This is a genomic window from Streptomyces sp. NPDC107575 (genome assembly GCF_055657265.1).
The window spans coordinates 1,028,879-1,055,179 of sequence record NZ_JBVKBG010000001.1; the positions used below are offsets into that span (position 1 = coordinate 1,028,879).

Annotated in this window: 30 protein-coding genes and 2 pseudogenes; 10 read left to right on the forward strand and 22 right to left on the reverse strand. The window is 71.7% G+C overall.

All coding sequences use genetic code 11. The features are described 5' to 3' along the window. Window position 1: 1 nt before the first annotated feature. Both arsB and ACZ7L4_RS04765 read left to right on the forward strand, forming a co-directional pair. A pseudogene (arsB, locus tag ACZ7L4_RS04760) lies at window positions 2–1,051 on the forward strand (ACR3 family arsenite efflux transporter); the annotation flags it as partial. Window positions 1,052–1,117: 66 nt separating this feature from the next. Continuing rightward, window positions 1,118–1,513 carry an arsenate reductase ArsC gene (locus ACZ7L4_RS04765; protein WP_472100396.1) on the forward strand — a complete coding sequence of 132 codons (396 nt, stop codon included), beginning with the start codon at window positions 1,118–1,120 and terminating at the stop codon, window positions 1,511–1,513. Between the two features lie 31 nt (window positions 1,514–1,544). Here ACZ7L4_RS04765 and ACZ7L4_RS04770 read toward each other — a convergent pair whose 3' ends face one another. The 12 genes and pseudogenes from ACZ7L4_RS04770 to ACZ7L4_RS04825 form a co-directional block, all read right to left on the reverse strand. Next, window positions 1,545–2,024, reverse strand: a complete 480-nt coding sequence (locus ACZ7L4_RS04770) for an NUDIX hydrolase (protein WP_472099686.1) — start codon at window positions 2,022–2,024, stop codon at window positions 1,545–1,547. Beyond that, a complete protein-coding gene (locus tag ACZ7L4_RS04775; RefSeq protein ID WP_472100398.1) occupies window positions 2,017–2,676 on the reverse strand; it encodes a response regulator in 660 nt (219 codons plus the stop codon). Before ACZ7L4_RS04775 ends, ACZ7L4_RS04770 begins: the two co-directional genes overlap by 8 nt. Before the next feature lie 72 nt (window positions 2,677–2,748). Further along, complete coding sequence (locus ACZ7L4_RS04780; protein WP_472099688.1) at window positions 2,749–4,050, reverse strand: sensor histidine kinase; 1,302 nt, start codon at window positions 4,048–4,050, stop codon at window positions 2,749–2,751. Continuing rightward, the gene (locus ACZ7L4_RS04785; protein ID WP_472099690.1) at window positions 4,043–4,843 is read right to left on the reverse strand and encodes an ABC transporter permease; all 801 of its coding nucleotides are present in this window, start codon (window positions 4,841–4,843) and stop codon (window positions 4,043–4,045) included. The genes ACZ7L4_RS04780 and ACZ7L4_RS04785 overlap by 8 nt, the downstream gene beginning before the upstream one ends. Window positions 4,844–4,922: 79 nt before the next feature. Beyond that, a pseudogene (locus ACZ7L4_RS04790) lies at window positions 4,923–5,565 on the reverse strand (ABC transporter ATP-binding protein); the annotation flags it as partial. Window positions 5,566–5,741: 176 nt separating this feature from the next. Continuing rightward, on the reverse strand, window positions 5,742–6,269 hold the full coding sequence (locus ACZ7L4_RS04795) for a GAF domain-containing protein (RefSeq protein WP_472099692.1): 528 nt from the start codon (window positions 6,267–6,269) through the stop codon (window positions 5,742–5,744). Between the two features lie 129 nt (window positions 6,270–6,398). Then, window positions 6,399–7,955 (reverse strand): MFS transporter, encoded by a 1,557-nt coding sequence (locus ACZ7L4_RS04800; RefSeq protein ID WP_472099693.1) that lies wholly within the window; start codon window positions 7,953–7,955, stop codon window positions 6,399–6,401. A gap of 167 nt (window positions 7,956–8,122) precedes the next feature. Continuing rightward, the gene (locus ACZ7L4_RS04805) at window positions 8,123–9,403 is read right to left on the reverse strand and encodes a cation:proton antiporter (RefSeq protein WP_472099695.1); all 1,281 of its coding nucleotides are present in this window, start codon (window positions 9,401–9,403) and stop codon (window positions 8,123–8,125) included. Window positions 9,404–9,407: 4 nt separating this feature from the next. Continuing rightward, window positions 9,408–9,893 carry a cation:proton antiporter regulatory subunit gene (locus tag ACZ7L4_RS04810; protein ID WP_326022440.1) on the reverse strand — a complete coding sequence of 162 codons (486 nt, stop codon included), beginning with the start codon at window positions 9,891–9,893 and terminating at the stop codon, window positions 9,408–9,410. 112 nt (window positions 9,894–10,005) lie between these two features. Then, window positions 10,006–11,541, reverse strand: a complete 1,536-nt coding sequence (locus ACZ7L4_RS04815) for an ATP-dependent DNA ligase (protein WP_472099697.1) — start codon at window positions 11,539–11,541, stop codon at window positions 10,006–10,008. Between the two features lie 85 nt (window positions 11,542–11,626). Next, the gene (locus ACZ7L4_RS04820) at window positions 11,627–12,124 is read right to left on the reverse strand and encodes a glutathione peroxidase (RefSeq protein WP_472099699.1); all 498 of its coding nucleotides are present in this window, start codon (window positions 12,122–12,124) and stop codon (window positions 11,627–11,629) included. Between the two features lie 68 nt (window positions 12,125–12,192). After that, window positions 12,193–12,489, reverse strand: coding sequence for a hypothetical protein (locus ACZ7L4_RS04825; RefSeq protein WP_472099701.1), 297 nt, complete (start codon window positions 12,487–12,489; stop codon window positions 12,193–12,195). A gap of 155 nt (window positions 12,490–12,644) precedes the next feature. Between ACZ7L4_RS04825 and ACZ7L4_RS04830 the strand changes: the two genes are divergently transcribed. From ACZ7L4_RS04830 to ACZ7L4_RS04845, 4 genes are all read left to right on the forward strand, one after another. Continuing rightward, window positions 12,645–12,902, forward strand: a complete 258-nt coding sequence (locus tag ACZ7L4_RS04830; RefSeq protein WP_472099703.1) for a hypothetical protein — start codon at window positions 12,645–12,647, stop codon at window positions 12,900–12,902. Window positions 12,903–12,982: 80 nt separating this feature from the next. Continuing rightward, window positions 12,983–13,177 carry a hypothetical protein gene (locus ACZ7L4_RS04835; protein WP_266718192.1) on the forward strand — a complete coding sequence of 65 codons (195 nt, stop codon included), beginning with the start codon at window positions 12,983–12,985 and terminating at the stop codon, window positions 13,175–13,177. A gap of 68 nt (window positions 13,178–13,245) precedes the next feature. Beyond that, a complete protein-coding gene (locus ACZ7L4_RS04840) occupies window positions 13,246–13,410 on the forward strand; it encodes a hypothetical protein (protein ID WP_472099705.1) in 165 nt (54 codons plus the stop codon). 191 nt (window positions 13,411–13,601) lie between these two features. Beyond that, entirely contained in the window at window positions 13,602–14,231 is a 630-nt protein-coding gene (locus ACZ7L4_RS04845; RefSeq protein ID WP_472099707.1) for a DedA family protein, read from the forward strand. On the opposite strand, the gene ACZ7L4_RS04850 is transcribed toward ACZ7L4_RS04845, so the two are convergent. Continuing rightward, on the reverse strand, window positions 14,165–14,947 hold the full coding sequence (locus ACZ7L4_RS04850; protein ID WP_472099708.1) for an alpha/beta fold hydrolase: 783 nt from the start codon (window positions 14,945–14,947) through the stop codon (window positions 14,165–14,167). The genes ACZ7L4_RS04845 and ACZ7L4_RS04850 overlap by 67 nt on opposite strands. A 75-nt stretch (window positions 14,948–15,022) precedes the next feature. Here ACZ7L4_RS04850 and ACZ7L4_RS04855 point away from each other — a divergent pair, with 75 nt between their 5' ends. Next, a complete protein-coding gene (locus ACZ7L4_RS04855) occupies window positions 15,023–15,487 on the forward strand; it encodes a MarR family winged helix-turn-helix transcriptional regulator (RefSeq protein WP_472099710.1) in 465 nt (154 codons plus the stop codon). A 59-nt stretch (window positions 15,488–15,546) separates the two neighbouring features. On the opposite strand, the gene ACZ7L4_RS04860 is transcribed toward ACZ7L4_RS04855, so the two are convergent. Beyond that, complete coding sequence (locus ACZ7L4_RS04860) at window positions 15,547–16,338, reverse strand: ABC transporter permease (RefSeq protein ID WP_472099712.1); 792 nt, start codon at window positions 16,336–16,338, stop codon at window positions 15,547–15,549. A 120-nt stretch (window positions 16,339–16,458) separates the two neighbouring features. Here ACZ7L4_RS04860 and ACZ7L4_RS04865 point away from each other — a divergent pair, with 120 nt between their 5' ends. Both ACZ7L4_RS04865 and ACZ7L4_RS04870 read left to right on the forward strand, forming a co-directional pair. After that, window positions 16,459–17,544, forward strand: coding sequence for an S-(hydroxymethyl)mycothiol dehydrogenase (locus tag ACZ7L4_RS04865; protein ID WP_385769088.1), 1,086 nt, complete (start codon window positions 16,459–16,461; stop codon window positions 17,542–17,544). Further along, complete coding sequence (locus ACZ7L4_RS04870) at window positions 17,544–18,182, forward strand: MBL fold metallo-hydrolase (protein WP_472099714.1); 639 nt, start codon at window positions 17,544–17,546, stop codon at window positions 18,180–18,182. Before ACZ7L4_RS04865 ends, ACZ7L4_RS04870 begins: the two co-directional genes overlap by 1 nt. A 53-nt stretch (window positions 18,183–18,235) precedes the next feature. Here the strand turns inward: ACZ7L4_RS04870 and ACZ7L4_RS04875 are convergent, their stop codons facing one another. The 3 genes from ACZ7L4_RS04875 to ACZ7L4_RS04885 form a co-directional block, all read right to left on the reverse strand. After that, window positions 18,236–18,637, reverse strand: a complete 402-nt coding sequence (locus tag ACZ7L4_RS04875) for an ATP-binding protein (protein ID WP_472099715.1) — start codon at window positions 18,635–18,637, stop codon at window positions 18,236–18,238. A gap of 130 nt (window positions 18,638–18,767) precedes the next feature. After that, complete coding sequence (locus tag ACZ7L4_RS04880) at window positions 18,768–19,073, reverse strand: hypothetical protein (protein ID WP_472099717.1); 306 nt, start codon at window positions 19,071–19,073, stop codon at window positions 18,768–18,770. A gap of 108 nt (window positions 19,074–19,181) precedes the next feature. Beyond that, entirely contained in the window at window positions 19,182–20,759 is a 1,578-nt protein-coding gene (locus ACZ7L4_RS04885; RefSeq protein WP_472099719.1) for an FMN-binding glutamate synthase family protein, read from the reverse strand. Window positions 20,760–20,886: 127 nt separating this feature from the next. On the opposite strand from ACZ7L4_RS04885, the gene ACZ7L4_RS04890 reads away from it, so the two are divergent. Next, window positions 20,887–21,582, forward strand: a complete 696-nt coding sequence (locus ACZ7L4_RS04890; RefSeq protein WP_450815810.1) for a DUF2470 domain-containing protein — start codon at window positions 20,887–20,889, stop codon at window positions 21,580–21,582. Here the strand turns inward: ACZ7L4_RS04890 and ACZ7L4_RS04895 are convergent. From ACZ7L4_RS04895 to ACZ7L4_RS04915, 5 genes are all read right to left on the reverse strand, one after another. Further along, window positions 21,563–22,630 carry an acyltransferase family protein gene (locus ACZ7L4_RS04895; RefSeq protein ID WP_472099721.1) on the reverse strand — a complete coding sequence of 356 codons (1,068 nt, stop codon included), beginning with the start codon at window positions 22,628–22,630 and terminating at the stop codon, window positions 21,563–21,565. The two genes, ACZ7L4_RS04890 and ACZ7L4_RS04895, sit on opposite strands and share 20 nt — an antisense overlap. 112 nt (window positions 22,631–22,742) lie before the next feature. Beyond that, window positions 22,743–23,534 carry an SDR family NAD(P)-dependent oxidoreductase gene (locus ACZ7L4_RS04900; RefSeq protein ID WP_472099723.1) on the reverse strand — a complete coding sequence of 264 codons (792 nt, stop codon included), beginning with the start codon at window positions 23,532–23,534 and terminating at the stop codon, window positions 22,743–22,745. Window positions 23,535–23,542: 8 nt separating this feature from the next. Further along, window positions 23,543–24,211 carry a TetR/AcrR family transcriptional regulator gene (locus tag ACZ7L4_RS04905; protein WP_472099725.1) on the reverse strand — a complete coding sequence of 223 codons (669 nt, stop codon included), beginning with the start codon at window positions 24,209–24,211 and terminating at the stop codon, window positions 23,543–23,545. 81 nt (window positions 24,212–24,292) lie between these two features. Beyond that, window positions 24,293–25,333 carry a beta-ketoacyl-[acyl-carrier-protein] synthase family protein gene (locus ACZ7L4_RS04910; RefSeq protein ID WP_472099727.1) on the reverse strand — a complete coding sequence of 347 codons (1,041 nt, stop codon included), beginning with the start codon at window positions 25,331–25,333 and terminating at the stop codon, window positions 24,293–24,295. A 98-nt stretch (window positions 25,334–25,431) separates the two neighbouring features. Further along, on the reverse strand, window positions 25,432–26,253 hold the full coding sequence (locus ACZ7L4_RS04915) for a helix-turn-helix transcriptional regulator (protein WP_450815801.1): 822 nt from the start codon (window positions 26,251–26,253) through the stop codon (window positions 25,432–25,434). Window positions 26,254–26,301: the final 48 nt, after the last annotated feature.

Below are 26,301 nucleotides of genomic sequence, written 5' to 3' on the forward strand. Positions count from 1 at the left end.
CATGGACGCACCCGAACAGAGCGTGGCCGGGCGGCTGTCCTTCCTGGACCGCTATCTGGCCCTGTGGATTCTCGCCGCGATGGCTCTCGGCCTGGGCCTCGGCCGTCTGGTCCCGGGCCTCGGCGACGCACTCGCGACGGTCACCGTCAGCGGGGTGTCCCTGCCGATCGCGCTCGGCCTGCTCGTGATGATGTACCCGGTGCTCGCCAAGGTCCGCTACGACCGCCTCGACACCGTGACCCGCGACCGGCGCATGCTGCTGCCCTCGCTGCTGCTGAACTGGATCGTCGGCCCGGCCCTCATGTTCGCCCTGGCCTGGCTGTTCCTTCCGGATCTGCCCGAGTACCGCACGGGCCTGATCATCGTCGGCCTCGCGCGCTGCATCGCCATGGTCATCATCTGGAACGACCTGGCCTGCGGGCACCGCGAAGCGGCGGCCGTCCTGGTCGCCCTCAACTCGGTCTTCCAGGTGATCGCGTTCTCCGCGCTCGGCTGGTTCTACCTCCAGGTCCTGCCCGGCTGGCTCGGTCTGGAACAGACCAGCCTCGACGTGTCGGTGTGGGAGATCGCCCGCAGCGTGCTCATCTTCCTGGGCATCCCGCTCGCGGCCGGCTACCTGACCCGCCGCATCGGCGAGAGGACCAAGGGTCGCGCCTGGTACGTGGCGAAACTGATCCCGCGCATCGGCCCCTTCGCCCTGTACGGACTGCTGTTCACCATCGTCATCCTCTTCGCGCTCCAGGGCGACGCCATCACGAGTCGGCCGGTGGACGTGGTCCGTATCGCCCTGCCGCTACTGGTCTACTTCGCGCTCATGTGGGCCGGGTCGATGGTGCTGGGCAGGGCCGTCGGCCTCGACTACCCGCGCGCCACCACGCTCGCCTTCACCGCTGCGGGCAACAACTTCGAGCTGGCCATCGCGGTGTCCATCGCCACCTTCGGCGCCTCCTCCGGCCAGGCGCTCGCCGGAGTCGTCGGCCCGCTCATCGAGGTGCCGGTGCTGATCGGCCTCGTCTACGTCGCGCTGTGGGCACGCCGCTACTTCCCGGCCCTACCGGTGCCGCCGCCGTACCGCAGGAAGAGGCATCCCGTGTCTGACACTCCGCAGCGGCCCTCGGTGCTGTTCGTCTGCGTCCACAACGCCGGACGTTCGCAGATGGCGGCCGCCTTCCTCACCCACCTCGCCGGAGACCGCGTGCAGGTCCGCTCGGCGGGCTCGGCCCCGGCCGACACGGTCAACCCGGCCGTCGTCGACGCGCTCGCCGAGGCCGGCATCGACATCTCCGCCGAGGTCCCCAAGGTCCTCACGGTCGACGCCGTCCAGGCCTCGGACGTCGTCATCACCATGGGCTGCGGCGACACCTGCCCGGTCTTCCCCGGCAAGCGCTACCTGGACTGGCACCTCCCGGACCCGGCGGGCCAGGGCGTCGACGCCGTGCGCCCCATCCGCGACGAGATCGAGCGCCGTGTCCGCACGCTGATCGACGAGCTGGCGACGGCGGCGGAGGCCTGACGATCCAACGGTCCGGCAGCTCGGCGCCGGCTCACGACACCTCCGCCGCCAACCGGTCCAGGAACACCGCCTGCGCCTTCACGATCCGGGTGCGCGCCGCGTCCAGGGCGAACCACGCCACCCGGTCCAGCTCGGGGAACTCCGCTGTACGACCGGAACCGCGCGGCCACTCCATCGTGAACGTGCCCGGCACCATCTCCGCCGGATCCAGATCCGCCTCCACCGCCCACACCGTCACGTGCTTGCCCCCGGACTGCACCGTCTCGCCCAGTGGCAGCGCGGTGCCCTCCGGCGGCGGCAGGCCCAGCTCCTCCTGGAACTCGCGCCGCGCCGCCTCCCACGGCGTCTCGCCCCCTTCGTACTCGCCCTTCGGCACACCCCACGCGCCCGCGTCCTTGCGCGCCCAGAACGGTCCGCCCATGTGACCGAGCAGCACTTCGACCTCCTCCGACGCCCGCCGGAAGAGAAGCAGGCCCGCGCTGCGCTTCGTTCGCCTCGTCCCGTCAGCCATGCGTCAAGTCTCGGTGCAGGAACCGGATGACCGCGAGCACACGGCGATTGTGATCCTCCGACACCGGCAGCCCCAGCTTCCCGAAGACCGCCGCGACGTGCTTCTCGACCGTGCCCGCCGACACATGCAGCGACTCCGCGATCGCCGCGTTCGACCGGCCCTCCGCCATCAGCTCCCACACATCGCGCTCGCGCTCCGTGAGCGAGCTCAGCTCCTCTGCCGCCCGGCCCGCCCCGGCGAGCTGGGTCACCACCTCCGGGTCGAGCGCGGTGCCGCCCGCCGCGACCCGGGCGAGCGCGTCCGTGAACTCCGCGACGTTCGCCACCCGTTCCTTGAGCAGATACCCGACGCCCGCCGAGCCCTCGGCGAGCAGCCGCGTCGCGTACTTCGTCTCCACGTACTGCGAGAACAGCAGCACACCCGTCCCCGGATGCTCGCGCCGGATGTCGATCGCCGCCCGCAGCCCGTCGTCGGTGTGCATCGGCGGCATCCGGATGTCGACCACCGTCACGTCCGGCCGGTGCTCCGCCACGGCCGCCCGCAGCGCGTCCGCGTCACTCACCGCCGCCACCACCTCGTGCCCCCGCATGGACAGCATCTGCGCCAGCAACTCCCGCAGCACAGCGGCGTCCTCGGCGATGACCACTCGCATCGCCGGAACCGTCTCCTGCTGACTCCCCGCGTTCATCCCGCTCCCTCGTCCATGATCCGCACCCGCCCGAACCTACGTGTGCACCGGCAGCGACACCGTCACCACGGTCGGCCCGCCCTCGGGACTCGTCACCTCGAGCGACCCGTCCACCGTCCGCGCCCGCTGCACCAGACCCGCCAGCCCGCCGCCCGGCTCCAAGCGTGCGCCGCCCTTCCCGTCGTCCGTCACCCGCAGCCGCAAGGTGCCGTCCCCCGCGGCCACCTCCACTCCGCAGCGCCGCGCCCCGCTGTGTTTTATCGCGTTGGCCAGCAGCTCCGCCACGCAGAAGTAGGCCAGGCTCTCCATCGCCGGCGCCGGCCGCTCCGGCAGATCCACGCTGACGTCCACCGGCAGCGTGCTGCGCGCCGCGAGCGTGCCCAGCGCATCGCCGAGCCCGCCGTCGAGCGCGGCCGGATGCAGGCCCCGCGAGAGGTCGCGCAGCTCCGTGAGGGCCTCCGTCGCGTTGTCCCGCGCCGTCTCCACCAAGCGGTGCAGCTCCGGCCGGTCCCGGTCGTCCAACTGCTCGCGCACCATGTCCAGGCTCATCGCGAGCGCCACCAGGCGGACCTGCGCCCCGTCGTGCAGATCCCGCTCGATGCGGCGCAGCCGCTCATTGGCCTCCTCCACCGCCAGCGCCCGCTTCTCCTCCAGATCGCGGACCCGGTCGGCCAGCTCGCCGGGCCCGAGCAGCGCCGGCATCAGCGTGCGATCCACCCTGACGACGACCCGCGTCAGCCACGGCGCGACCACCACGATCAGCACACCCCGCAGCGCGACACCGAACGCCCCGGCCAGCGAGTGCACCTGCGGCTGTCCGCCCCACGGCAGCGGCGTCACCAGCGTCAGATCCTCCGGCGTGAACGCCCACCGCACCGGCGCCGCGATGTTCACCGCCCCGATCACCCACCACATCACCCCGTACAGGCCCACCGTCGCCAACGGCAGCTTCACCAGCGTGTACGCGACCGCCCGCCACGCCGCCCCGTCCCGCAGCCGCGCCTCCACGCGCGCGAGCGTCCCGCCCTCGGCCGAGGGCGGACCCGGCGCCGCCACCCGCTCGCCGAGCAGCGCGCCCGCAAGGCGCCGGTGCAGCGCGCCGAGGCCGCGGGCGAGACCGAGCCCGGCCAGCAGGAACACCGCGCCGAGCACCGCCCCCACCACCGTCAGCGTCAGCGCCGACCCCAGGGCCAGCGCGACCACCACGAGCAGGAACCCCGCGAGCGCGGGGACGTAGGACAGGAGGCAGTACGCCGCCTCCGCCCACGCCCGCCGCGTCACACAGGCCGTCAGCGCCGCGCGCACGGTCGGCAGGCCGACGACGGGGAAGTCAGGCATCGCGGCGCGCCAGCATCCGGTCGCCCACGGCGAGGAACGCCGCCGTGTACAGACACAGCACCCCGAACCCGGCCCACGGCGACAGCATCCCGTCGACCGGCACCGTCACCGCCAGCGAGTTGCCCGCGATCATCGTCGGGAAGAACTTCGCGACCGCCGTACCCGTGGTCCCGGCCAGGAGTGCGGGCAGCACATACGTGATGCCGACCAGGACACCTATCGCGCTCGCCGTGTGCCGGGTGATCGCCCCGATGCCAAGGCCCATCAGGCCGACCATCGCCAGATACGCACCCGACATCAGCACGGCGCGCAGCACGGCGGGGTCACCGAGCGAGGGCTGCGGCACACCGGGGGAGAGCGCCGCGGTCCCCGCGAGGAACGTCACGAACGTGACCACCTCGCCGATCAGCAGCGCGAGCCCACCGAACACCGCCGCCTTCGCCGCCAGCGCGAGCCGCCGGTCCGGCACGGCCGCCAGCGTCGAGCGGATGGTCCCCGACGAGTACTCGCCGGACATCACCAGGACACCCAGCACGCCGATGATGAGCTGCCCGAGGGCGACGCCCGCCAGGACGTTGTTCGTCGGGTCGAAGGCCGCCACCTTCGAAGCACCTTGCGGTGCCTTGGTGTTGGCCATCGTCACGACCCCCATGGCGATCATGCCGACCACCGTCAGGAGCAGCGCGTACACCGTCGACCGCAGGCCCCGCAGCTTGATCCACTCCATCCGGGAGGCCTGCCGGAAGCCGTAGTGCCCCGCCGGGACGGGCGGCGCACAGGTCATGGCACTCATCGGGCTCCTCCTGCCTGGTACACGGCCGCGCTCCCGGTGAGCGCGAAGAACGACTCCTCCAACGACCGGCCGCCTGCCGTGAGTTCGGCGACCGAGGTGTCCGCGAGCAGCCGACCCTGGCCGATCACCAGCAGATGGTCGGCCGTCAGGGCCATCTCGCTGATCAGATGGCTCGACAGCAGGACCGTACGTCCCTCGGCGGCCAGTGAGCGCAGCAACTCCCGTATCCAGCGCACGCCTTCGGGGTCCAGCCCGTTCACCGGCTCGTCGAACAGCAGCACCGCCGGATCGCCGAGGAGCGCCGAAGCGATCCCCAGGCGCTGTGCCATGCCGAGCGAGAACGATCCCGCCCGCTTGTGCGCGACCGAGGCCAGGCCGACGGTCTCGAGGACCGCGTCCACCCGCGCCGGATCGATGCCGCCGCCCGCGGCCAGCGCCGAGAGATGGCCGCGCGCGCTGCGACCCGGATGGAACGTGCGGGCCTCGAGGAGCGCGCCGACCCGGCGCAGCGGCCAGTCCAGCTCCGCGTACGGGCGGCCGTCGATCGTGACGTGCCCCGCGTCCGGCCGGTCAAGACCCATGATCATGCGCATGGTCGTGGACTTCCCCGACCCGTTCGGCCCGAGGAAGCCCGTGACGCTCCCGGGGCGCACCCGAAAGCTCAGGTCCTCCACGGCGACCGTCTCGCCGTACCGCTTGGTGAGACCCCTGGCCTCGATCATCACGACTCCCTCTGCCAGCGCGCTCTGCCGTCGCGTCCTTCGTGTGACATCCACGCTAGGAATCCGGACGAGCAGCCGGAACGAGGTTGTCCTCCGACCTGTCTGGGGGAAATCCCCCAGGCCACGCCCACGGGGGGAGAGGTACCGGGGCGGGGCGCTGCTCTGCACCCGACCGCTCAGCCCCGCCCCCGCGGCACGACCCCCAACGCCGTCGCGTCCGCGAGATGCTGCCCCAGACGCAGCTGCAGCGGCCCGAGCGGACCCGACCGCTCCGACAGCAGGCTCAGCGACCCCACCGCACGACCCGAGGCCCGCAGCGGCACCGCCACCACACACGCGAAGCCGAGACTGCGCGCCATCGCCGTGTACGACGGCCAATTGGCGCGCGCGTACGGATGCGCGAGCGGCACGCCCTTGATGGCCGTTGCGGAGTCGCGGCAGTCCAGGCCGGGCCCCTCGCCCCACGTCAGCGCGGCCTGCTCCAGGCGCAGGCCGCGCGGGTCGGACGCCGCGACCTCGACCCGCGCCGCGGGCGGATCCAGCACGGCCACCGCCGACTCCACCCCGAGCAGCGACACACAGCTGCCGACGAGGGCGCCGAGGGCCTGCGCACCACCCCGTACGGCGGCGTCCGCCACTTCCACGAACGCCGTCGCCAGCCGCTCGCTGTCCACCTGGTACGCCTCGTACGGCACGCCACGCATGACGGCCCCCTCGCCCCTGTCTCGTCCGCCCCGCACGGCGCAGCCACCCGCCCCGCAACCTGCCCGCGGGCCGGACTGTGCTCAGGGGGTATGCCCGGTGAATGGGCACCGCGAACCGAAGCGGCGCGCTCACATGTGCGTGGCACCCTCGCCGGACATCACCTTCGGCGCCCCCGGCCGGTACAGGAGCAGCGTCACGACGAAGCCGAGGCCGAAGAACGCCGCCGACCACCAGTAGGCGGTCGAGTAGCTCTCGATCGCGGCCTGCGCGCGCACCAGGGGTGTGGGCCGCTTGCCGACGAGGTAGCTGGTCGCGGCGGTCGTGGCCAGCGTGTTCAGCAGGGCCGTGCCGATCGAGCCGCCCACCTGCTGACTGGTGTTGACCATCGCGGAGGCGACTCCCGCGTCGTGCGTCGCGACGCCGGAGGTGGCGAGGTTCATGGCCGTCGCGAAGATCATGCCCATGCCGAGGCCCATCACCATCGTCGGCGGCAGCACATGGCCGGCGTACGTGCTGTCGATGTCGAGGAAGGTCAGCCAGATCATCGCCCCCACCGCCAGGGCCATGCCCAGCGGGACGATCGGCTTCGGCCCGTACTTCGGTGCGAGGGAGTTCTGCGTGATCATCGACGAGAAGATCATGCAGGCGACCATCGGCAGGAACGCGACACCGGTCTGCACCGGCGAGAACTCCAGGATCTGCTGCAGGTAGTACGTCAGGAAGAGGAACACGCCGAACATGCCGGCACCGGCGATGAACATCGCCAGGTACGACGCGCCGCGGTCCCGGTCCAGGGGCACGCGCAGCGGCAGCAGCGGATGCGCGGCCCGCGTCTCGAACCGGGCGAACGCGGCCAGCAGGATCACGCCGATCACCAGGAAGCCCCACGTCAGGAAGTCGCCCCAGTCGTGCGTCTCCGCGTTCGAGAACCCGTACACGATGCAGAACAGGCCCGCCGACACCAGGATCGTGCCGGGCACATCCAGCTTCGGCCGGTCCACCGGGCGTCCGCCGTGCAGCAGGCGCAGGCCGCCCAGGAACGCGAAGGCGGCGAAGATCAGGTTCACGAACAGGCACCAGCGCCAGTCCAGGTACTCGGTCAGCACACCGCCCAGCAGCAGGCCCACCGCGCCGCCCGCACCGGCGATGGCGCCGTAGATGCCGAAGGCCTTGGCCCGCTCCTTGGGGTCGGTGAACGTCGTCGTCAGCAAGGAGAGCGCGGCAGGCGCGAGCAGCGCGCCGAACGCGCCCTGCAGGGCACGCGCCGCGACGAGCATCTCGAAACTGCTCGCGGCGCCGCCCAGCGCGGAGGCCACCGCGAACCCGACCAGGCCCGTGAGGAAGACGGCCTTGCGGCCGACCAGGTCGGCGATCCGCCCGCCGAGCAGCAGCAGGCTGCCGAACGCCAGGGAGTACGCGGTCACGATCCACTGCCGGTTGCCGTCGGAGAACCCGAGGTCCTTCTGGGCCGACGGCAGCGCGATGTTCACGATGGTGGCGTCGAGGACGACCATCAGCTGTGCCAGGCCGATCACGGCCAGGATCAGCCACCGGTGCTCATGCTTGCCCCCGCCCGCGTACGGAGTGGATCCGTCGTCGGGAGGGGCGCTCTGTACACCGGGATCGATACCGGCTCCGGTACCGGGTTCGGCGCCCGCCGGGGGCGTGTCGGGTGAGCGATCCATCGTGGCCTCCAAACCACCGGACCCCCCGATCGACTTCGCCCACCACGCTAAGCGCCCTGCTCATGACGGGCGACTGGAGAGAGAACGGGGCCGTTCCCCGTACCTGGAGAACGGCCCCGTCGGGTGCCGATTGCCGGCGGCGTGCGCCGGATGTCAGTGGCGGCTCGTCAGCGGCTGTGCTCGTCCACGGCCGCCGGCTTCTCGTCCGGCGCCTCGCCCGGCTTGTCCGCCGGTGCGGACTGCTCGGCCGCACGCGGCTCGGGAACCGTGCCCGCGCCCGCGGCCACCGCCGTGCGCTGCGGGAACAGCCGCTGCGCGAGGGGCTGCACGAACCGCGCGGTCAGCGGGCCCACGATCACCAGGATCAGCACGTACGCGGTGGCCAGCGGGCCGAGCCGCGGCTCGATGCCGGACGTGACGGCGAGACCGGCGATCACGATGGAGAACTCGCCGCGCGCGACCAGCGCGCCACCGGCCCGCCAGCGCCCCTTGACGGAGATCCCGGCGCGGCGCGCCGCCCAGTACCCGGACGCGATCTTCGTGCAGGCCGTCACCACGGCGAGCAGCAGCGCGGGCAGCAGCACCGGCGGAATGCTCGCCGGGTCGGTGTGCAGGCCGAAGAAGACGAAGAAGACGGCCGCGAACAGGTCGCGCAGCGGGGACAGCAGCGTATGCGTGTTCTCGGCGACCTCACCGGACAGCGCGATGCCCACGAGGAACGCGCCCACGGCGGCGGACACCTGGAGCTGCTGCGCGAGGCCCGCGACCAGAATGGTCAGGCCGAGCACCACGAGGAGCAGCTTCTCCGGGTCGTCGCTGGAGACGAACTTCGAGATGTGCCGTCCGTAGCGGACCGCGATGAACAGCACCAGACCCGCGGCGCCGAGCGCGATGGCGAGCGTGAGCCCGCCGGCCGCCCAGCCGACCCCGGCGAGCAGCGCCGTGATGATGGGCAGATACACGGCCATCGCCAGGTCCTCGAGCACCAGGATGCTGAGGATCACCGGCGTCTCGCGGTTGCCGAGGCGGCCCAGGTCCCCGAGCACCTTGGCGATCACGCCCGAGGACGAGATCCAGGTGACGCCCGCGAGCACCACGGCCGCCACCGGACCCCAGCCCATGAGCAGGGCGGCGATGGCACCGGGCAGCGCGTTGAACGTCATGTCGACGAGGCCGGCCGGATACTGCGTCTTCAGGTTGGTGACGAGATCGCTGGCCGTGTACTCGAGACCGAGCATCAACAGCAGCAGGATCACGCCTATTTCGGAGCCGATGGCGACGAACTCCTCGCTGGCGCCGAGCGGCAGCAGACCGCCCTCGCCGAACGCGAGTCCTGCCAGGAGATACAGCGGGATCGGTGAGAACCGCAGCCGCCCCGCGAGCCGCCCGAGCAGCCCGAGCGCCAGCGTGATGGCACCGAATTCGATCAGAAAGACAGCACTGTGCATACGGTCACTCCCGACCCAGAATCGTGGCCGCCGCGTCGACGCCCTCCCGCGTACCGATCACGATGACCGTGTCGCCGCCCGCGAGCCGGAAGTCCGGCGTCGGCGACGGAATCGCGTCGGCGCGGCGCAGCACGGCCACGATCGACGCACCGGTATCGGTCCGCATCTTCGTCTCGCCGAGCAGCCGCCCGTTCCAGATCGAGGTCCCCGGCACCTCGATGCGCTCGGCGACCAGGCCCAGGTCGGTGGTGTGCAACAGGTTCGGGCTGTGGTGCGAGGGCGTCAACGCGTCGATGAGATACGCCGCTTCCCCCGACGTCAGCTTCAGCGACAGGTCGCAGGCGTCAGGGTCGTCCGCCCGGTACGCGCTGAGGGTGCGGCCCCCGTCCCGATGGGCGACGACCGACAGCTGGCGCTGCTCGCGGGTCGTGAGGTCGTAGCGGTAGCCGATCCCCGGCAATGGTGTCCTGCTCAGGCGTGAAGCGGGCACGTCTCTCCCCTTGTCCGTGCGTGGCCGCTGTCCCGGCGGCCAATAGGTGGCAGATGCAACTTTAGATGGATGTCCGTCACCCTATACGCGCCAAGCTTTGGCAAAGAAACGGTCAGACGTCGAGCGACGGATGCGCGGCGAGCAGCGCCTCCACCGTGTCCGCCTGCCCGACCGTTTTGTCCTCCCGATACCGCACTACGCGCGCGAAGCGGAGCGTCACGCCCGCCGGGTAGCGCGTCGAGCGCTGCAGCCCGTCGTAGGCGATCTCCACGACCAACTCGGGCCGGACGGTGACGACATGGCCGTCGTCGCTGACGGCGAGTTCGAGCAGCCGCTCCGTCTGCCAGGTCAGCAGCGCGTCGGTGAGCCCCTTGAACGTCTTGCCGAGCATCGCGTACGTACCATCGGCGGCGCGCGCGCCCAGGTGCAGATTGGACAGCTTTCCGGTGCGCCGCCCGTGACCCCACTCGGCGGCGAGCACGACCAGGTCCAGCGTGTGCACGGGCTTGACCTTCAGCCAGGATGCGCCCCGGCGGCCCGCGCTGTACGGAGCCTCGAGACCCTTGAGCACGACGCCTTCGTGGCCGCGGGCGAGGGTGTCGGCGAAGAACGCCTCGGCGGCGTCCGCGCCGTCGTCCTCGACCACCAGGCGCCGCACCCGCATCGGCTCCGGCACGAGCCTGGCCAGCTGCTCGTGCCGCCGGGCGAACGGCAGGTCCAGCAGATCCCGCCCGTCGGCGTACAGCACATCGAAGAACACAGGGGAGACCGGCAGCGCCTCCGCGGCCCGTGCGACATCCACCCGTGACCCGACCCGCCCCGCGACATCCTGGAACGCCCGCGGCCGCCCGTCCTCGCCGATCGCGATGACCTCCCCGTCGAGGATGAACCGCTCGCCGTCGAACTCCCGGACGGCGTCGGTCACTTCGGGCAGCCGGTCGGTGATGTCATCAAGGGTCCGGGTGTACACGCGGACGACATCGCCGTCCCGGTGCACCTGTACGCGAATGCCGTCGAGCTTCTCCTCCACGGCGCAGGTGCCCAACTTGTCGATCGCCTCGCCGACGCCTGCGGCACTGTGCGCGAGCATCGGCAGCACGGGCCGGCCGACGGTGAGCCGAAAGTCGTCGAGCGCCTCGGGCCCACGGGCGAGGAGCGCCTGCGCGACGTCCTGCAGCCCACCGGCCAGCATCACGGCACGCCGTACGTCCGCGGGGGCGGCGCCGGTCGCCTGCGCGAGCCCCTCGGTCGCCACGGCGTCCAGGGCACCCTGCCGCACCTCACCGGTCACGAGCCCGAACAGAAACCGCTGCTCGCTCTCGGTGGCGGCCCCCATCAGCTCCCCGACGAGCCGTTTCCGCTCGGCCTGCGACCCGGCGCCGGAGACGTCCCCGAGCTCGGTCATCAGCGCGTCGACGTCCTGCACGGTGAGCCGGGGCTCCGGCGCCGCCTCGACCCGCTCGCTCAGCACCCGCCAGCCGACCCCGAGCCGCCCCTGGGGCAGCCGCCCCGCGAGATACGGGATGACGATCGGCACGTCGTCCGGATCGGCGTCCCGGAACAGCTCGGCGAGCAGCGCGATCTTCCGCGACCGCGCGGAGGCGGCGGCGACATCCTGGGACACCTGAGCGAGCCGGGCGAACAGCATGTAGCCATGGTGCTACGGGGGGAGTGGAGGCGCAGCGGGACGGGCACGGGCCGGGGGCCTGCGCGCCCCGGCCCGCTCTCAGTCCTCAGCTCTCCGTAGACAGCTCCCGCTCGATGGCCGCCACGACCTCCGGCGCGTCCGGCGTCGTCTGCGGCGAGAAGCGGGCGACGACGTCACCGGAGCGGCCGACGAGGAACTTCTCGAAGTTCCACCGGATGTCGCCGGTGTGGCCCTCGGCGTCCGCCGTGTCCACGAGGTTCGTGTACAGCGCGTGCCGCGCCTCGCCGTTGACGTCGACCTTCTCCGTCATCGGGAACGTCACACCGTACGTCGCCGAGCAGAACTCGGAGATCTCGTCGGCGGTACCGGGCTCCTGCCCCATGAACTGGTTGCACGGCACACCGAGCACGGTGAACCCGCGCGCCGCGTACTGCTTCTGGAGCTCCTCCAGGGCGGTGTACTGCGGCGTGAGCCCGCACTTGGAGGCAACGTTGACGATCAGGACGGCCTTGCCCTGGTACTGCGCGAGGTCGGCGGCGCCGCCCTGAAGGTTGTCGATCTGCACTGCGTCGTAAATGGTCATGCTGCGGAGCGTACGCCGCGGCTCTGACAGCCACGTGACCGCGCCCCGGCTCCAGCTGTGACGGTGCCTCAGAGGACGAAGACGCTCTGCGCGGTCTCGGTGCGGTACGTCTCGCCGGGGTAGACCAGCCACTCGACCTGGCCGGTGCAGGAGGGGCCCGAGTGCACCTCCGCGATGGCGTCGGTGTTGTTGGTGATCGAGGACGGGAACCGGTCCACGGGGTAGCAGCCGCTCGGGTTCTCGTGCGCCACGCCGTTGACCTCCAGCATGCCCTCGGCGGCGAAAGTGGAGGTGGGAACGGACAGGGCGACGAGAGCAGCTGCCGCGGTGGTGCCGAGCGCGGTGGTGATGCGACGAAGGTTCATGATCGAGACAACGGCCGGTGAACGCATTGGTCACGCGCCGACCGGAGCGGCCTGAGAGGACGTCAAATGCCGTCCCCGGCACGCCCACGAGGGTGCGGTGCGGACATAGGATCGTGTTCAGGACCCGCCCGACGGAGTGGAGTTGACCGGCCGTGATGCCCCCGCGCTGCGAGGTCTGCCGCGCGTCCCCCAGGGACCAGGACTACGACACCTTCACGCTCGTCTACTTCCGTCCGATCGCGCCGCCTCTCGGACATGAGGGTCACCCCGAGAACGCCCTGTGGTTCTGCAAGGACCACGTCCGGCACACCGTGGGCAAGACCCACATGAGCGCGATCCTGGCCATGGTCCACATACGCGCGGCGGTCCGGCGCAACGCACCGAACCCGTGGCCGCTCAGCGGCATGCCTTGAGGCTCACAGGGCGACACGCGTCACCCGTACCCCGTGTGTCAGCTTGCGCGGGAAATCGAACACGCGCTCTAATCGGTCTCATGCGGAACACGATCACTGAGGACCTGGTGCAGACACAGCGGGAGTGGGACGCGACCTACCGGCAGCTTGCCGATCGGCCCGGTCGTACCGCTCTGCGGCGGCGTCTGCTGTATCTGTCCAGGGTGCTGGCGGGGGAGAAGCTCACCCCGGCGCAGAAGGCGGAGCTGCGCCGGCGGGCGCGGGGGCGGGCGTGACGCCGCGCCTGATAGTCGTGCACCGGCCGTCGGCGTCGAGCGGAGGGCGGCGGGTCACTGTCGGAGGCGTGGACTTCGGGCTCGCCCGTGACGACCACGATCTGGTCGAGTTCCTGCGTCGCGCAGGGCTGGATGATGCCGAGCAACTGGTGGCCGGGGATGCGGCGATCATTCAGTGGCGTGGCGGGCCTGCGCATGAGTACGAGGGCGAGGACGAGGGTGGCGGGGGATAGCCCCAGTCCGGATACGGTGGGCTGCCCCAGGGTGCGGGGCGTGTTGCGGTGGCATCGTGGTGGGCTCGATGCATCGGCGGTTCGGGCTGCGAGGATGCGCCGGTGAGTCCCTTAGGGGGAGCTCCCAGAGGTTTCCCCGAGATACGCCAACTCCTCTCGTTTTGTTTACCTTTCTGCCGTTATCTGTAGGTATGCCCGACTACCTGATGTACGGCCTGCTCGTCCTGTGCGTCATGCCCCCGCTGGTGCCGAACACGTGGCTGCTCGTCGGTGCCGGGGCCATGGCGGCGGACGGGCGTCTCCACATCGTGGTCGTACTGCTGGTGGTGTCGGGTGCCGCCGTTCTCGGTGATCTGCTGGTGTACCGGGCCGCGCGGCGTTTCGGTGCACCGATACTGAGGCGCAAGCGGCGGCGTGCCGCGCTGCTCGACTGGGCTTCCGTGCGGGTGCGGCGGCACGGGGTTCCGTTTGTCGTGGGGATCCGGTTTCTGCCCACCGGGAGATTCGTGGGCGCTGTCGCGGCCGGGCTTGTCGGCTTCCGGTTGAGCCGGTTTCTTGTTGCCTCGGGGGTCGCCGAGGGCGTCTGGGCCTCGTACTCGACCGGTGTCGGTGTGCTCGGTGGGGTCGCCGCCGGTGGGCCGTTCACCGGTGCGCTGCTGGGAATGGCCATCTCGGGAAGTGTGGCGAGCCTCGCCGCGGGTGTGCGGTGGCTCGCCGTGCGGCGCGCGCGGCGGAGGGAGGCGGTGCGTCGGCGTCACATGGAGAGCAAGGCCTCTGCCAGCGCCTCGTTGAAGGCGTCCGGGTGTTCCATGTTGGGGTAGTGCGCGGACTCGGGGATCGACACCGCGCGGCCGTCCGCGACGCTGCCGGTCAGGCGTTCCGCCATGCCGATGTGGTCGGGGGAGTCCAGGGCGCCGTTGATGGCGCGGACCGGGATCGTGAGCTCGGCGGCGCGGGCCCAGGTGTCCTGGATCGGGACGCTCCAGTCGGGCTCCTCGGCGGTGTGCTTCGACATCGTGCTCCACGTCATGGCGCGCAGCCGCTCGACGACCTGGGGGTCGAGGTCGTCGAGCGTACGGTGCGGGCCCGACGCGAAAGTGGTGAACGCCTCGACCGCGGCGGCCACGTCGCCCGCGGCCATCGCCGACTGCCAGGTGGTCCAGAGTCCGGTCGTCCAGGGGTCCGTGAAGTACGGCTCGCTGGTGCCGGCGCCGCTGGTGACCACGCCGCCGACCAGTTCCGGGTGCTCCAGCGCGGTGTCGATCGCCAGGCCGGCGCCCATCGAGACGCCCACGAGGGTCGCCGGGCCGGTGTCCAAGTGGCGCAGTAGCGCGGCGAGATCGTCCGTGTGCCGGAACGGGCCCGTGGCGTTGGGGGACCGGCCGTGGCCGCGGGCGTCGGGTGCGATGACGCGGTGATCCGATGCCAGGTGCGGGATCTGGTCGTCCCACATGTGGTTGTCGAGGAAACCGCCGTGCAGCAGAACCAGAGGGCGGCCGGTGCCTTTGCCTTCGTCGATCCAGAAGAGGTCGGACATGACAACCAGGGTGTCATGTGGGCCGTGCCCATCACAAGTGAAATGACAACTGAGGTGTCATGTCATGATGGGCGGGTGAGTGACACGACTGGCCGTGGCCCGGTGCCCGCGCACGTGGCGGACCGGCTTTCCGAGGTGTTCGACCTCGTGGGGCCGCTGTACCGGCGCGCGTACGTGAAGGTCGAGCGGGACGTCGCCGCCGAAGGGCTGTCGGTGGGCGTGCGCGCCGTGCTCAGCATGCTGCACGGGCGGGGCCCCATGACGGTTCCGCAGATGGGGCGGTTCCAGGCGCTGAGTCGGCAGTTCGTGCAGCGGATGGTGAACGACGCCGCCGCGCGCGGGCTCGTCGAGGCCGTCCCTAACCCCGCCCACAAGAGGTCCTCCCTGATCCGGTTGACCGAGGAGGGGGACACCGTCATCGGCGCCGTGCTCGACCGTGAACGGGAAGCCCTGCGAGGGGTCGACGGCGATCTCACCGAGGCCGACATCGACACCTGCCTGCGCGTCCTGTCCAGCCTCCTGGCCGTCATGGACGACTAGGCCGTCATGGACGACTGACCGCTCCCACGCCCCGGGCAGGACGCTCCCCCGACCACCGGTCAATCAACCGCCCCCGCCCGGTGCAGCCGTCCCCGCGCCACCAGCTCCACCGTCGTCGCCACCGCGATCGCCTGTACGGCCAGCAGCGCCACCAGAACGAAGAGTTGCACCGCCCCGGCGGTCACCGGTGACGCGCCGCCCAGGAGCATGCCGACGAAGGCGCCCGGGAGCGTGACCAGGCCCACCGTCCGCGTCTGGTCGAGCCCGGGCAGGAGGGCGTCGGAGGCAGCCGGGCGGGCGATCTCCAGGCGGGCCTCGTGGGGGAGCAGGCCGAGGGCCAGACATGCCTCGACCTCGCCCTTGCGCGCGGTCAGCTCGTCGAGGGCGCGGCGGCCCGCCAGCACGGTGCCCGTGAGCGCGCCGCCGATGAGGATGCCGGACACCGGGATCACGGCGATGCCGCGGAGCGGGAGCAGGCCGCAGGCGATCAGCGCCGCGACGAGCGGGGCCACCGGCGCCGCGATCGGCAGGGCGGCCCAGATCCACGTCCGGTTCGGGGTGAGGCGGCGGCCCGCCGTGCGCGCCGCGACCGCCAGCATGAGCAACAGGAAGGCCAGCAGCGCCGCACCATGCCGCACCACCCAGCCGATCAGGAGCGACACCACCGCCAGTTGCACCGCCGCCCGGATCCCCGCGACCGCGATGTCGCGCGCCCGGCGGCGCGACCCGTCCGGGGACAGGCGGTACACCGCCGTGATCGCTGCCGCGATCACCAGGAGAACGACGAGCACCGCCGCGAGAGTTCCGTTGACGGGAAGGAGGCCGGCCGCCGCCAGGGTTCGAACGCGCACGGGAACACAGTAGAGCGCCCCGACCTGGGCACCGGTGCTGTTCTCCGCTCCACTGGTGAGCGAGGATGGGCGGGTAACAAGGCGTGAAGTTGCCGCGATTGAGAAAGAGGGCTGACCGTCATGGCACAGCAGGTGCAGGGCGTGATCGCGCGGGCCAAGGGTGCCCCCGTGGAGATCGCGACGATCACGGTGCCGGACCCGGGTCCGGGCGAGGCCGTCGTGAAGATCCAGGCGTGCGGGGTCTGCCACACCGATCTGCACTACCGGGAGGGCGGGATCAACGACGAGTTCCCGTTCCTGCTCGGTCACGAGGCGGCGGGTGTCGTCGAATCGGTGGGTGACGGGGTGAGCGAGGTGGCCCCCGGTGACTTCGTGATTCTCAACTGGCGTGCGGTGTGCGGGCAGTGCCGTGCCTGTCAGCGCGGGCGCGCCCAGTACTGCTTCAACACCCACAATGCGAAGCAGAAGATGACCCTGGCCGACGGCACGGAGCTGTCGCCGGCGCTGGGCATCGGGGCCTTCGCCGAGAAGACCCTGGTGGCTGCCGGGCAGTGCACCAAGGTGGACCCGGCCGCATCCCCTGCCGCCGCGGGCCTGCTGGGCTGCGGTGTGATGGCCGGGCTCGGTGCCGCGATCAACACGGGCAACGTGGGGCGCGGCGACTCCGTCGCCGTCATCGGCTGCGGCGGCGTGGGCAATGCCTCCGTCGTCGGTGCCCGCCTTGCCGGTGCCGCGAAGATCATCGCCGTCGACATCGACGACAAGAAGCTCGCCACCGCGCGCGAGCTGGGCGCCACCCACACCGTCAACTCCCGCTCCACCGACCCGATCGAGGCCGTGCGTCAGCTGACCGGCGGCTTCGGCGCGGACGTCGTCATCGAGGCGGTCGGCCGCCCGGAGACGTACGAGCAGGCCTTCTACGCGCGCGATCTGGCGGGCACGGTCGTTCTCGTCGGCGTGCCGACCCCGGAGATGAAGCTCGAACTGCCGCTGCTTGACGTGTTCGGGCGCGGCGGCGCGCTCAAGTCGTCCTGGTACGGCGACTGTCTGCCCTCGCGGGACTTCCCGATGCTGATCGACCTGTATCTGCAGGGGCGGCTCGACCTGGACGCGTTCGTGACCGAGACGATCGCCCTGGACGACGTGGAGAAGGCGTTCGAGCGGATGCACCACGGCGACGTGCTGCGTTCGGTGGTGGTGTTCTGATGAGCGACAACACGGCACGCGTGGACCATCTCGTCACCTCCGGCACGTTCTCCCTCGACGGGGGCACGTGGGACGTCGACAACAACGTGTGGATCGTCGGGGACGACCGCGAGGCGATCGTCATCGACGCCGCCCACGACGCGGACGCCATCGCCGAGGCCCTCGGCGGGCGGAAGCTCGTCGCGATCGTGTGCACGCACGCGCACGACGACCACATCGACGCCGCGCCCGCGCTCGCCGCGCGCACCGGGGCGCCGATCCTGCTGCACCCGGCCGACACCGAGCTGTGGAAGCGCACGCACCCGGACCGGGTGCCGGACGGGGAGCTGGCAGACGGGCAGAAGATCGGCGTCGCCGGCGTGGAGCTGACGGTGCTGCACACGCCGGGGCACTGCCACGGCGCGGTCAGCCTGTACGCTCCCGCGCTCGGCACGGTGTTCACCGGGGACACCCTCTTCCAGGGCGGCCCCGGCGCGACCGGGCGGACCTTCAGCGACTTCCCGACCATCGTGGAGTCGATCAAGGACCGGCTGCTCACGCTGCCGGGCGAGACCGTGGTGCGCACCGGACACGGTGACAGCACGACGATCGGCGCGGAGGCGCCGAGCCTCGACGAGTGGATCGCCCGCGGGCACTGATCACCGGTCCCGGCCGGGGCGGCGACGCGCCGTCGTCCCGGCCGGGGCGTGGTTCAGCAGGGCGTCAGTACCGCGAGCACCGTCTTGCCGCCCCTCGGGTCGGGCCGCACGCTCCAGCGGCGGGCGAGCGCCTGGACCAGTGCGATGCCCCGCCCCGACTCGGCCGTCCACGACTCCGGCACGAGACGGGGGAGCCCGGGCGCGTCGTCGTGCACGGCCACGGTCAGCTCACCCGACTGCAGGCACAGGCTCATCCGGCAGCTGTGGCTCTGCGCCTCGGTCGCGTTGGCGACCAGCTCCGACACCACCAGCTCGGCGTCCGTCGCCCCCTCGCCCGTACGTCCGGCGAGAAACCTTCGGGTCAGCCGCCGGGCCCAGCGGGCGGCGCCCGAACCCTGCGGCATCAGGAACTCCACGCGCGCGGCACGCCGGTCGGCGTCCCTCGACGCACGCATGACAATCACTTCCTCTCGTGATGGATCGTGCGGGGGTCGTTCCTCGGTGACGGTCCCCCTTCCCGCGGCGCCGCGGCGTCACGCCTGCCCCTTGGCATCGGGTGCCCCGCACCGGCCGGTTCACGCCGTGTCAGCCGCTTTCGGTGGGGTGCGGGTGCGCCAGAGTGTCGAGGAACCGGTCGATGGCGGGGGAGGAGGGGGAGGCCGTCCCGTCGGCGCAGTGGGAGCGCTCCACCTGTGGTATCGGCAATTTGCCCAGATGTGGGGCGCGGGCTTCCAGGGCCCGCATCAAATGGAGCCGCTCCAGGGCCCGTTCGGCGGCTGAGGAGCGTACGTACTCGACCAGGGTCACGCCCAGATGGTCCGCATGACTGCGTACCGCGGCGTACTCATCCGGCGTGAACAGCTCCCGTAGGAGCGCAGTACTACCGTCCATGTCGGCATGATGCCGCCCTGCGTCGCGCCGCGCGGGCGGTTGGCATATTCACCCCCCGTTCGCGTGGAGTTGGCGTTGTTCGATGGCGCCCGCGGGGGTGGAGCGCACTCAGAAGTGGTCGGCGTCCGCGGCCGCCCAGTCCGCGGCCCACGTCGCGGGCGGCTGCTTCGTCAACTGGCCCGGCTCCAGCCAGTCGTGGAGGTGCGCGTAGGAGACCGGCATGTCCGCCGTGGTGCGCCGCATGAGCTGGTCGGGGCGCAGCTCGCGCGGATCGCGCACGCCCATCGCCGCCATGATCTGCGCCGCGCTGCGCACGGTCGACTGCTGGTAATGGCGTACGCGTTCGGCCTTGTCGGCGACGTCCAGGGCGCGCACGCGCCGCGGATCCTGCGTCGTGACACCCACCGGGCAGGTGTTGGTGTGGCAGCGCTGGGCCTGGATGCAGCCGACCGCGAACATCATGGCGCGCGCCGCGTTCGTGAAGTCGGCGCCCTGGACGAGGCGTTTGACGATGTCGGCGCCGGTGGCGACCTTGCCGCTGGCCCCGACGCGGACGTGCTCGCGCAGCCCCGTGCCGACGAGCGCGTTGTGGACCGTGATCAGCCCCTCGGTGAGCGGGGTGCCGAGATGGTCGGCGAACTCCAGGGGCGCCGCGCCCGTGCCGCCCTCCGAACCGTCCACGATCACGAAGTCGGGCGTCACGCCCTCCGCGACCATCGCCTTGCACACGGCGAGGAACTGCGAGCGCGAGCCCACGCACAGCTTGAACCCGACCGGCTTGCCGCCCGCGAGCTGCCGCAACTCGGCCAGGAACAGCACCATTTGGCGCGGTGTCTCGAACTCCCGGTGGTACGGCGGCGACACCACCGTCTGCCCCTCCGGCACGTCCCGTACGCGGGCGATCTCCGCGTTGACCTTGCCGCCCGGCAGCACGCCGCCGATGCCCGGCTTCGCGCCCTGCGACAGCTTCAGGGAGACGCACTTGACGTGCTCGTGCGCCGCCTTGTCGGCGAATTCGTCGCGGTCGAAGCGGCCCTCGCTCGTGCGGCAGCCGAAGTAGCCGGTGCCGATCTCCCACACCAGGTCGCCGTCGTGCGCCAGGTGGTGGTCGGACAGGCCGCCCTCGCCCGTGTCGTGGGCGAAGCCGCCCAGGGCCGCGCCCTTGTTGAGCGCGCGGATCGCGTGGCTCGACAGGGCGCCGAAGCTCATCGCCGATACGTTGAGCAGCGCCATGTCGTAGGGCCGGGTGCAGCCGGGGCCGCCGATGCGGACGGTGGTCGGCCGCTCGGGCGGGTCGACGGGGCGCAGTGACGGCACCAGGAATTCATGACCGGAGGCGTACACGTCGCGCTCGGTGCCGAACGGCTCCTCGGCCTCCACCGCCTTCGCCCGCTCGTACACGATGCTGCGCACGTCCCTGTCGTAGGGCCGGCCGTCGTAGTTGCGCTCGACGAAGTACTGCTGCATCTCGGGGCGCAGGGACTCCATCAGGAAGCGCAGATGCCCGAGGACCGGATAGTTGCGCAGCACGGAGTGGCGCGACTGGGTCAGGTCCCACACGCCGAGCGCCGCGAGGGCCAGGAGCGGGGCCGCGGCGAACCACCACCACGCGGAGAGCAGCAGGGACAGGGCCAGGGCGGTGGCCGCTCCGGCGACGGCGACGAAGAACACGACGAATCTGCGCACCCGTCGAGTCAATCGCACCGGGCGGCTCGCGTCATCGGACGACACAGCAACACGGAGCGAGGGTGGGGTGGACCGTCGGCGATCACCTCCGATAAGTTAGGCAAGGCTTACCTAATGGAGGTTCGGGATGGGTGTCCGACAGATCGCTGCCGCCGTGCCCAGCACGGCGGCCCACGCACGCTCCGTGCTCGCCGCCGCATGGACCTGCGGCGTCACCACCGATGTGGGGCAGGACGACCTCGTCGGGGCGCATCGCGTCGCCGACGACGGCACGGTCCGCATCGCGCCGCCGCCCGACAGCGTGCTGGCCGCCGCCGTGCTCTGCTCACCGCACGGACGGCCCACCACGCTCCTGGAGTTCGCCGACGCGGCGCCCGTCCCCGTACGCGACCGGGTGCGCGCTCGCGTGTGGCTGTCGGGCGAGCTGGTCCCGGACGGCGAGGAGCTGGTGCTGCGGCCCGAACGGGCGGTCCTGCAGACCCGGGCGGGGCGCACCGGCATCGAGCTCGACGAACTCGCCGCCGCCGCGCCCGATCCGCTCGCGCTCGCCGAGCCCCGTCTGCTCACCCATCTCGCCGACGCCCACCCCGAGGCCGTCGAGCAGCTCACCCGGCTCATCGCCCCCGACAGCCTGCACGGCGTCGTCCGCGTCCAGCCGCTCGCCGTGGACCGGCACGGGCTGACGCTGCGTCTGGAGCGGATGCGCGGCCAGGCCGATGTGCGGCTCGCCTTCCACCGGCCCGCCGACGACCTGGGCTCGCTCACCGAGCGCATGCAGCACCTGCTCGCCTCGGCGCAGACGGTCAGCCGCCGCCGGAGGTGACCTTCTCCCGGGCGGTCGCCTGTTCGGGCAGGGACCGTCGGCCTGTCGGCGGCCGGAACGCCCAGTCCATGCGGGGCTCGACGACGTAGCGGAACACCCGCCGCACCGGTTCCGTGCACAGTGCGGTGACGAGCCCGACCGCGGCCGCCGTCACGGCCAGCTCGCCGAGCGGGCTGTGCAGCCACGGGTGGGCGTACCAGTCCCAGAACCGGGAGAACTTGATGACGAAACCGTGCAGCAGATACGCGTAGATCGTCCCCGTGCCCAGCGCCGTGAACCACAATTTGCGGCCCGGCACCCAGGCCAGGAAACACGTCGTCAGCGCGAGCGCGAGGACGAACAGGGCGGGCGTCGCGACCAGGCCCGCCCACCCGGGCACACCCCGTCCCTGCACGCTGCCCCGGTGATAAAACCAGCCCGCGTCGAACCAGGGGGCCACCCAATACGCGGCGAGCAGGGCCGCGCCCGTGACGCCCAGAGCCGCCCAGCGCACGCGCCACGTCCGCACGCGCGCGAAGTGCTCGGGCCGCAGCACCAGGCCCACCACGAAGAACGGCAGGAACTGCAGGACCCGTTGGAGCGCCAGGTCGCCGCCCGCGCCGGGCCACATCGACACGGCCGTGCCCACGGCCAGCGACACGAGCACGGGATGGCGGAGTTGCAGCCACAGCGGCGTCGAGAGCCGCCAGACGAACAGGGCCACCAGGAACCACATCAGATACCAGGGGTCCAGCAGGCTGATCGGATACCCCGGATCGTCCTGCGCCCACCGGTAGAACAGCGTGTACGCCACCTCGAAGACGAGGTAGGGCACGACGACGCCGGTCACCAGGCGCCGCAGGCGGTGCGGCGCCATGTCGAAGCTGCGGGAGAAGTACCCCGACACCAGGGCGAACGCCGGCATGTGGAAGGCGTAGACGGTGAGATACACCGCCGTCACCGCGCGGGAGCCGTAGGTCAGCGGCTCCCACGCGTGCCCGCAGGCCACGAGGACGATCGTCAGGAACTTGACGTTGTCGAAGTACGACTCGCGTGCCTGCGGTGCCATCGTGTTCGCCGCGCCCTCCACCTCGGAACGGTCGGGGTCCCCTGCCCGGTACCCCTCGCAGACCGTTCCACGAGTGGAGGTGTGACACAAGTGGCGTATGCGGCGTGGCGGATCAGACCGCCGTGTATGCGCCGTCCACGAGGTGGTAGCTGCCCGCGATGAACGAGGCGCGGTCCGAGAGCAGGAAGACGATCAGCTCGGCGACCTCCTCGGAGGTGCCCAGGCGGCCCGCCGGGTGCAGCGAGACGAGCCCGTCGTGGGCGGCCTTGTCCATCTCCTTGAGGAGCGGGGTCTCGATGAAGCCCGGGCCGACCGCGTTGACGCGGATGCCCTGCGCGGCGTACTCGGCGGCGGCCGTCTTCGTCAGGCCGACCACGCCGTGCTTGGCGGCGACGTACGCGGGGGAGCCGGCGAAGCCGACCGAACCGAGGATCGAGGCGACGTTCACGATGGCGCCGCCGTTGCCCGCGGCCTGGATGGCGGGGATCTCGTAGCGCATGGAGTAGAAGACGCCGTCGAGGTTCGTGCGCACCACGCGGTTGTACACGTCGATGTCGTACTCGCCCGTGGGGGCGCTCGCGCCGCCGATGCCCGCGTTGTTCACGGCCAGGTCGAGCCCGCCGAAGGTGTCGACGGCGAACCGGACGGACGCCTCGACGGAGGCCGGGTCGGTCACGTCGACGGCGACCGCGGCGGCCTTCAGGCCCTCCGCCTTCAGCGTCTCGGCGGCCTCCTGGGCGCCCTTCTCGTTGTAGTCCGCGATGACGACGTTGGCGCCGCCGCGGCCCAGGCGGCGGGCGGTGGCCAGGCCGATGCCGGAGGCGGAGCCGGTGACGAGCGCGGTCTTCCCGGCGAACTCGGCGGCGTAGTCGGTCACGTTGCCGGTGGTGGGAGTGGTGCTCATGGTGCGATTCACTTTCTGGTAGCGACGTCGGGGACCGCCGCGGCGGCGGCCTCCTCGATGAGGGCGTCGTAGGCCCGCGCCACCAGTTCGGCGAGGTCTTCGGCGTCCGTGCCCGCGCCGCGCGCCCAGGTGCGCAGCGCGGCGGTCAGCACTCCGGCGGCGGCCCCGACGACGACCTCGGGACGCGGGTCCCGGGCCGGGTCGGTGCCGAGCCGGTCGGCGATGATGCGTACGGACTCGTCCTGGGCGTCCACCCGGATCCGTTCGTACGCGGCGAACAGGGCGGGCTCCGCGTCCACGACCGCGTACAGCTCGCGCAGCCGCGGACGGTGGTGCCAGCCCGGGGTCTCCCGGTCGGCGAGGTAGTCCGCGACCGCGCGCCGGTAGGCGAGCAGCGGGGGCTCGGCGGCGGGGCGGGCGCGCAGCGCCGTGTTGATCCCCGCGCCGTCGGCCCGCGTGAAGTCCAGGGCCGCGTCCTCCTTGCCGGCGAAGTGCCGGCTGAAGGTGCGGCGGGTGACGTCCGCGCGCTCGGCGATGGCCTCCACGGTCACGTCACCGAGCCCGCGCTCGAGCACCAGCTCGACGGCGGCCTCCGTGAGCGCCTCGCGGGTGCGGAGGGCCTTGGCCTGCCGGCGGTCGCCGGCGGGTCGGGTGCCGGTGGCCTCGTTCGCCTTCATGTCTTCGACGGTACACCCGAATGTCCCAATGGGACACGTGTCCCGGTGAGACATTTTCGCGAGTGGTTGCGGGCCGGGCCGTCAGGCGTGCCAGTGCCCGTGCAGCGCGGCGGTCGTGAAGCCGGGGCCGTACGCGACCATCGTTCCGCGGGCACCTGCGGAGGGCGGGTCCTGGTGCGTGCGTTCGAGGACACGGAGGACGCTGACGCCGCCCAGGTTGCCCTCGTCGGTGAGCGTGGCCGTGGCGTGGCGGGCATCGTGCGCGCTCAGACCCAGGGCCGCGGCCGTGTCCGCGATGATCCGCGGGCTGCCCGGGTGGATCACGGTGAAGTCGGTGGGGCGTGCGCCGAGCCAGCCGGTGACGCCCGGCAGGGTCTCGGTGAAGGCCGCGCGGCCCTGCTTCGTGGCGTCGAAGTGCAGTCCGTCCGCGGTGATCCGGCCGCCCAGCTGTCCCGCGGTGCCCGGCAGCACGTGCTCGTAGTCGTCCTCGCACGCGAAGCCGGGGCCGAGCGGCTCGTCGCTCACCACGGCCGCTCCGGCCGAGTCGCCGAACAGCGCCTTGTAGATCATCGCGTCGATGCCGGTGTCGCTGTGGTGGTAGACGGCGGAGATCACCTCGGCGGCGACCACGAGCACCTTGCTGCCCGGGCGGGCCGCCACCATGTCCGCCGCCCGGATCAGTGACTTGGTGCCGCCCGTGCAGGCCAGCGTCGTGTGGGCCAGGGAGCGGGCGGTCGGGCGCAGGCCGAGCCGCGTCATGAGGTGCACGTCCAGGTTGGGCGCGGCCCAGCCGGTGGAGTGCGTGGTGACGATGCCGTCCAGGTCCGTCGCTCTCAGGCCGGCCGCCGCGAGGGCCGAGGCGGCCGCCCGCTCGGCGAGTTCGGCCGCGTCCGCGAACGCGGTACGGGCCCGCTCCGCGATGCCCGCCGTACCCGCGACGGTCGGGGAGTCGAGGGGCCGGGCGAAGTAGCGGGTGCGCACGCCGCACCCCTGAACGGCGCGTACCGCGGCGGCGATCCGGGGGTGGCCCGGGTGGCGTGCGCGTATGTCGTCCGCGATCTCGTCGGTGGTCACCTTGTGGGCGCCGAGGACGGTGTGCGGCATCGAGACGTAGGCGGGCATGGGTGTCTCCCACGGGGCTGAAGTGGCTGTGGGGGGCCCGCTCAACCTACGTCGCCACGACACTTCTGCCACGGGCTGTGTGACGGAAGGGGCGGAATTCAGCCTGCGCGCAGAGCGGGCTTCCTGGGGTGCGCGCGGTGCACGCCCGGGTGGAACACCAGGATCATCAGGCGCGCGCCCGGCGTGGTGAGCGGCTGCGCCGCGCACATCGTCGCCCAGCCGGGGCCCAGGCGCGCGTGCAGCAGCGGCCGTTCGTCGCCGTCGGGGTGCATGGCCGAACCGCCCGAGCGGTAGATCGGGGCGGCCTCGGGATCGGCCAGTACCTCCTTCTCGATCTGGGCGAGCGTGTCGTCCTCGGGGCGCGCGGCGAGGGCGGCGCGCAGCTGGGGGAGCAGCAGCGGCGCCCACGCGCTCTGCCAGTCCACCAGCATGTGGCGGGCGTGCGGGTCGAGCAGCATCCAGCGCATGGTGTTCGCCGGGGGCCGGTGGTCGGGAAACAGCTCCGTGAACGCCCGGTTGCACGCCAGCAGGTCCCAGGACGAGTCGGAGACGTACGCGATGTGGTCGATGCCGTCGACCGCCTCCTGCCACACGCCGGGGATCTCCTTGCCCGACGTCGGGTACAGCGGTCCCGGCGGGTCCTGCAGCAGCGCATAGCGGCACAGCAGCACCCACTCCTGCTCGTTCAGCCCGAACAGCCGCGCCACATCGCGCAGCAGTTCCGCCGGGGCGTTCGGGTACGTGCCCGACTCCAGGCGGTGGTACGTGCCGAGGGTGCGGTGCAGGAGTTGGTCGACCTGGTGCTGGGAGAGGCCGGGGGCGCGGCGCCCTTGTCCCGTCGGTCTGCTGAAGCCGTGGGATTCGGGGGCTATGAGGGCGCGCCGTTCACGGAGCAGGGCGCGAAGCGCCGTCTTGTTCATGGTGGGTAATCCCTCGTTGTTCACGCCGAGTTGAGCGTGAGCAGTCTA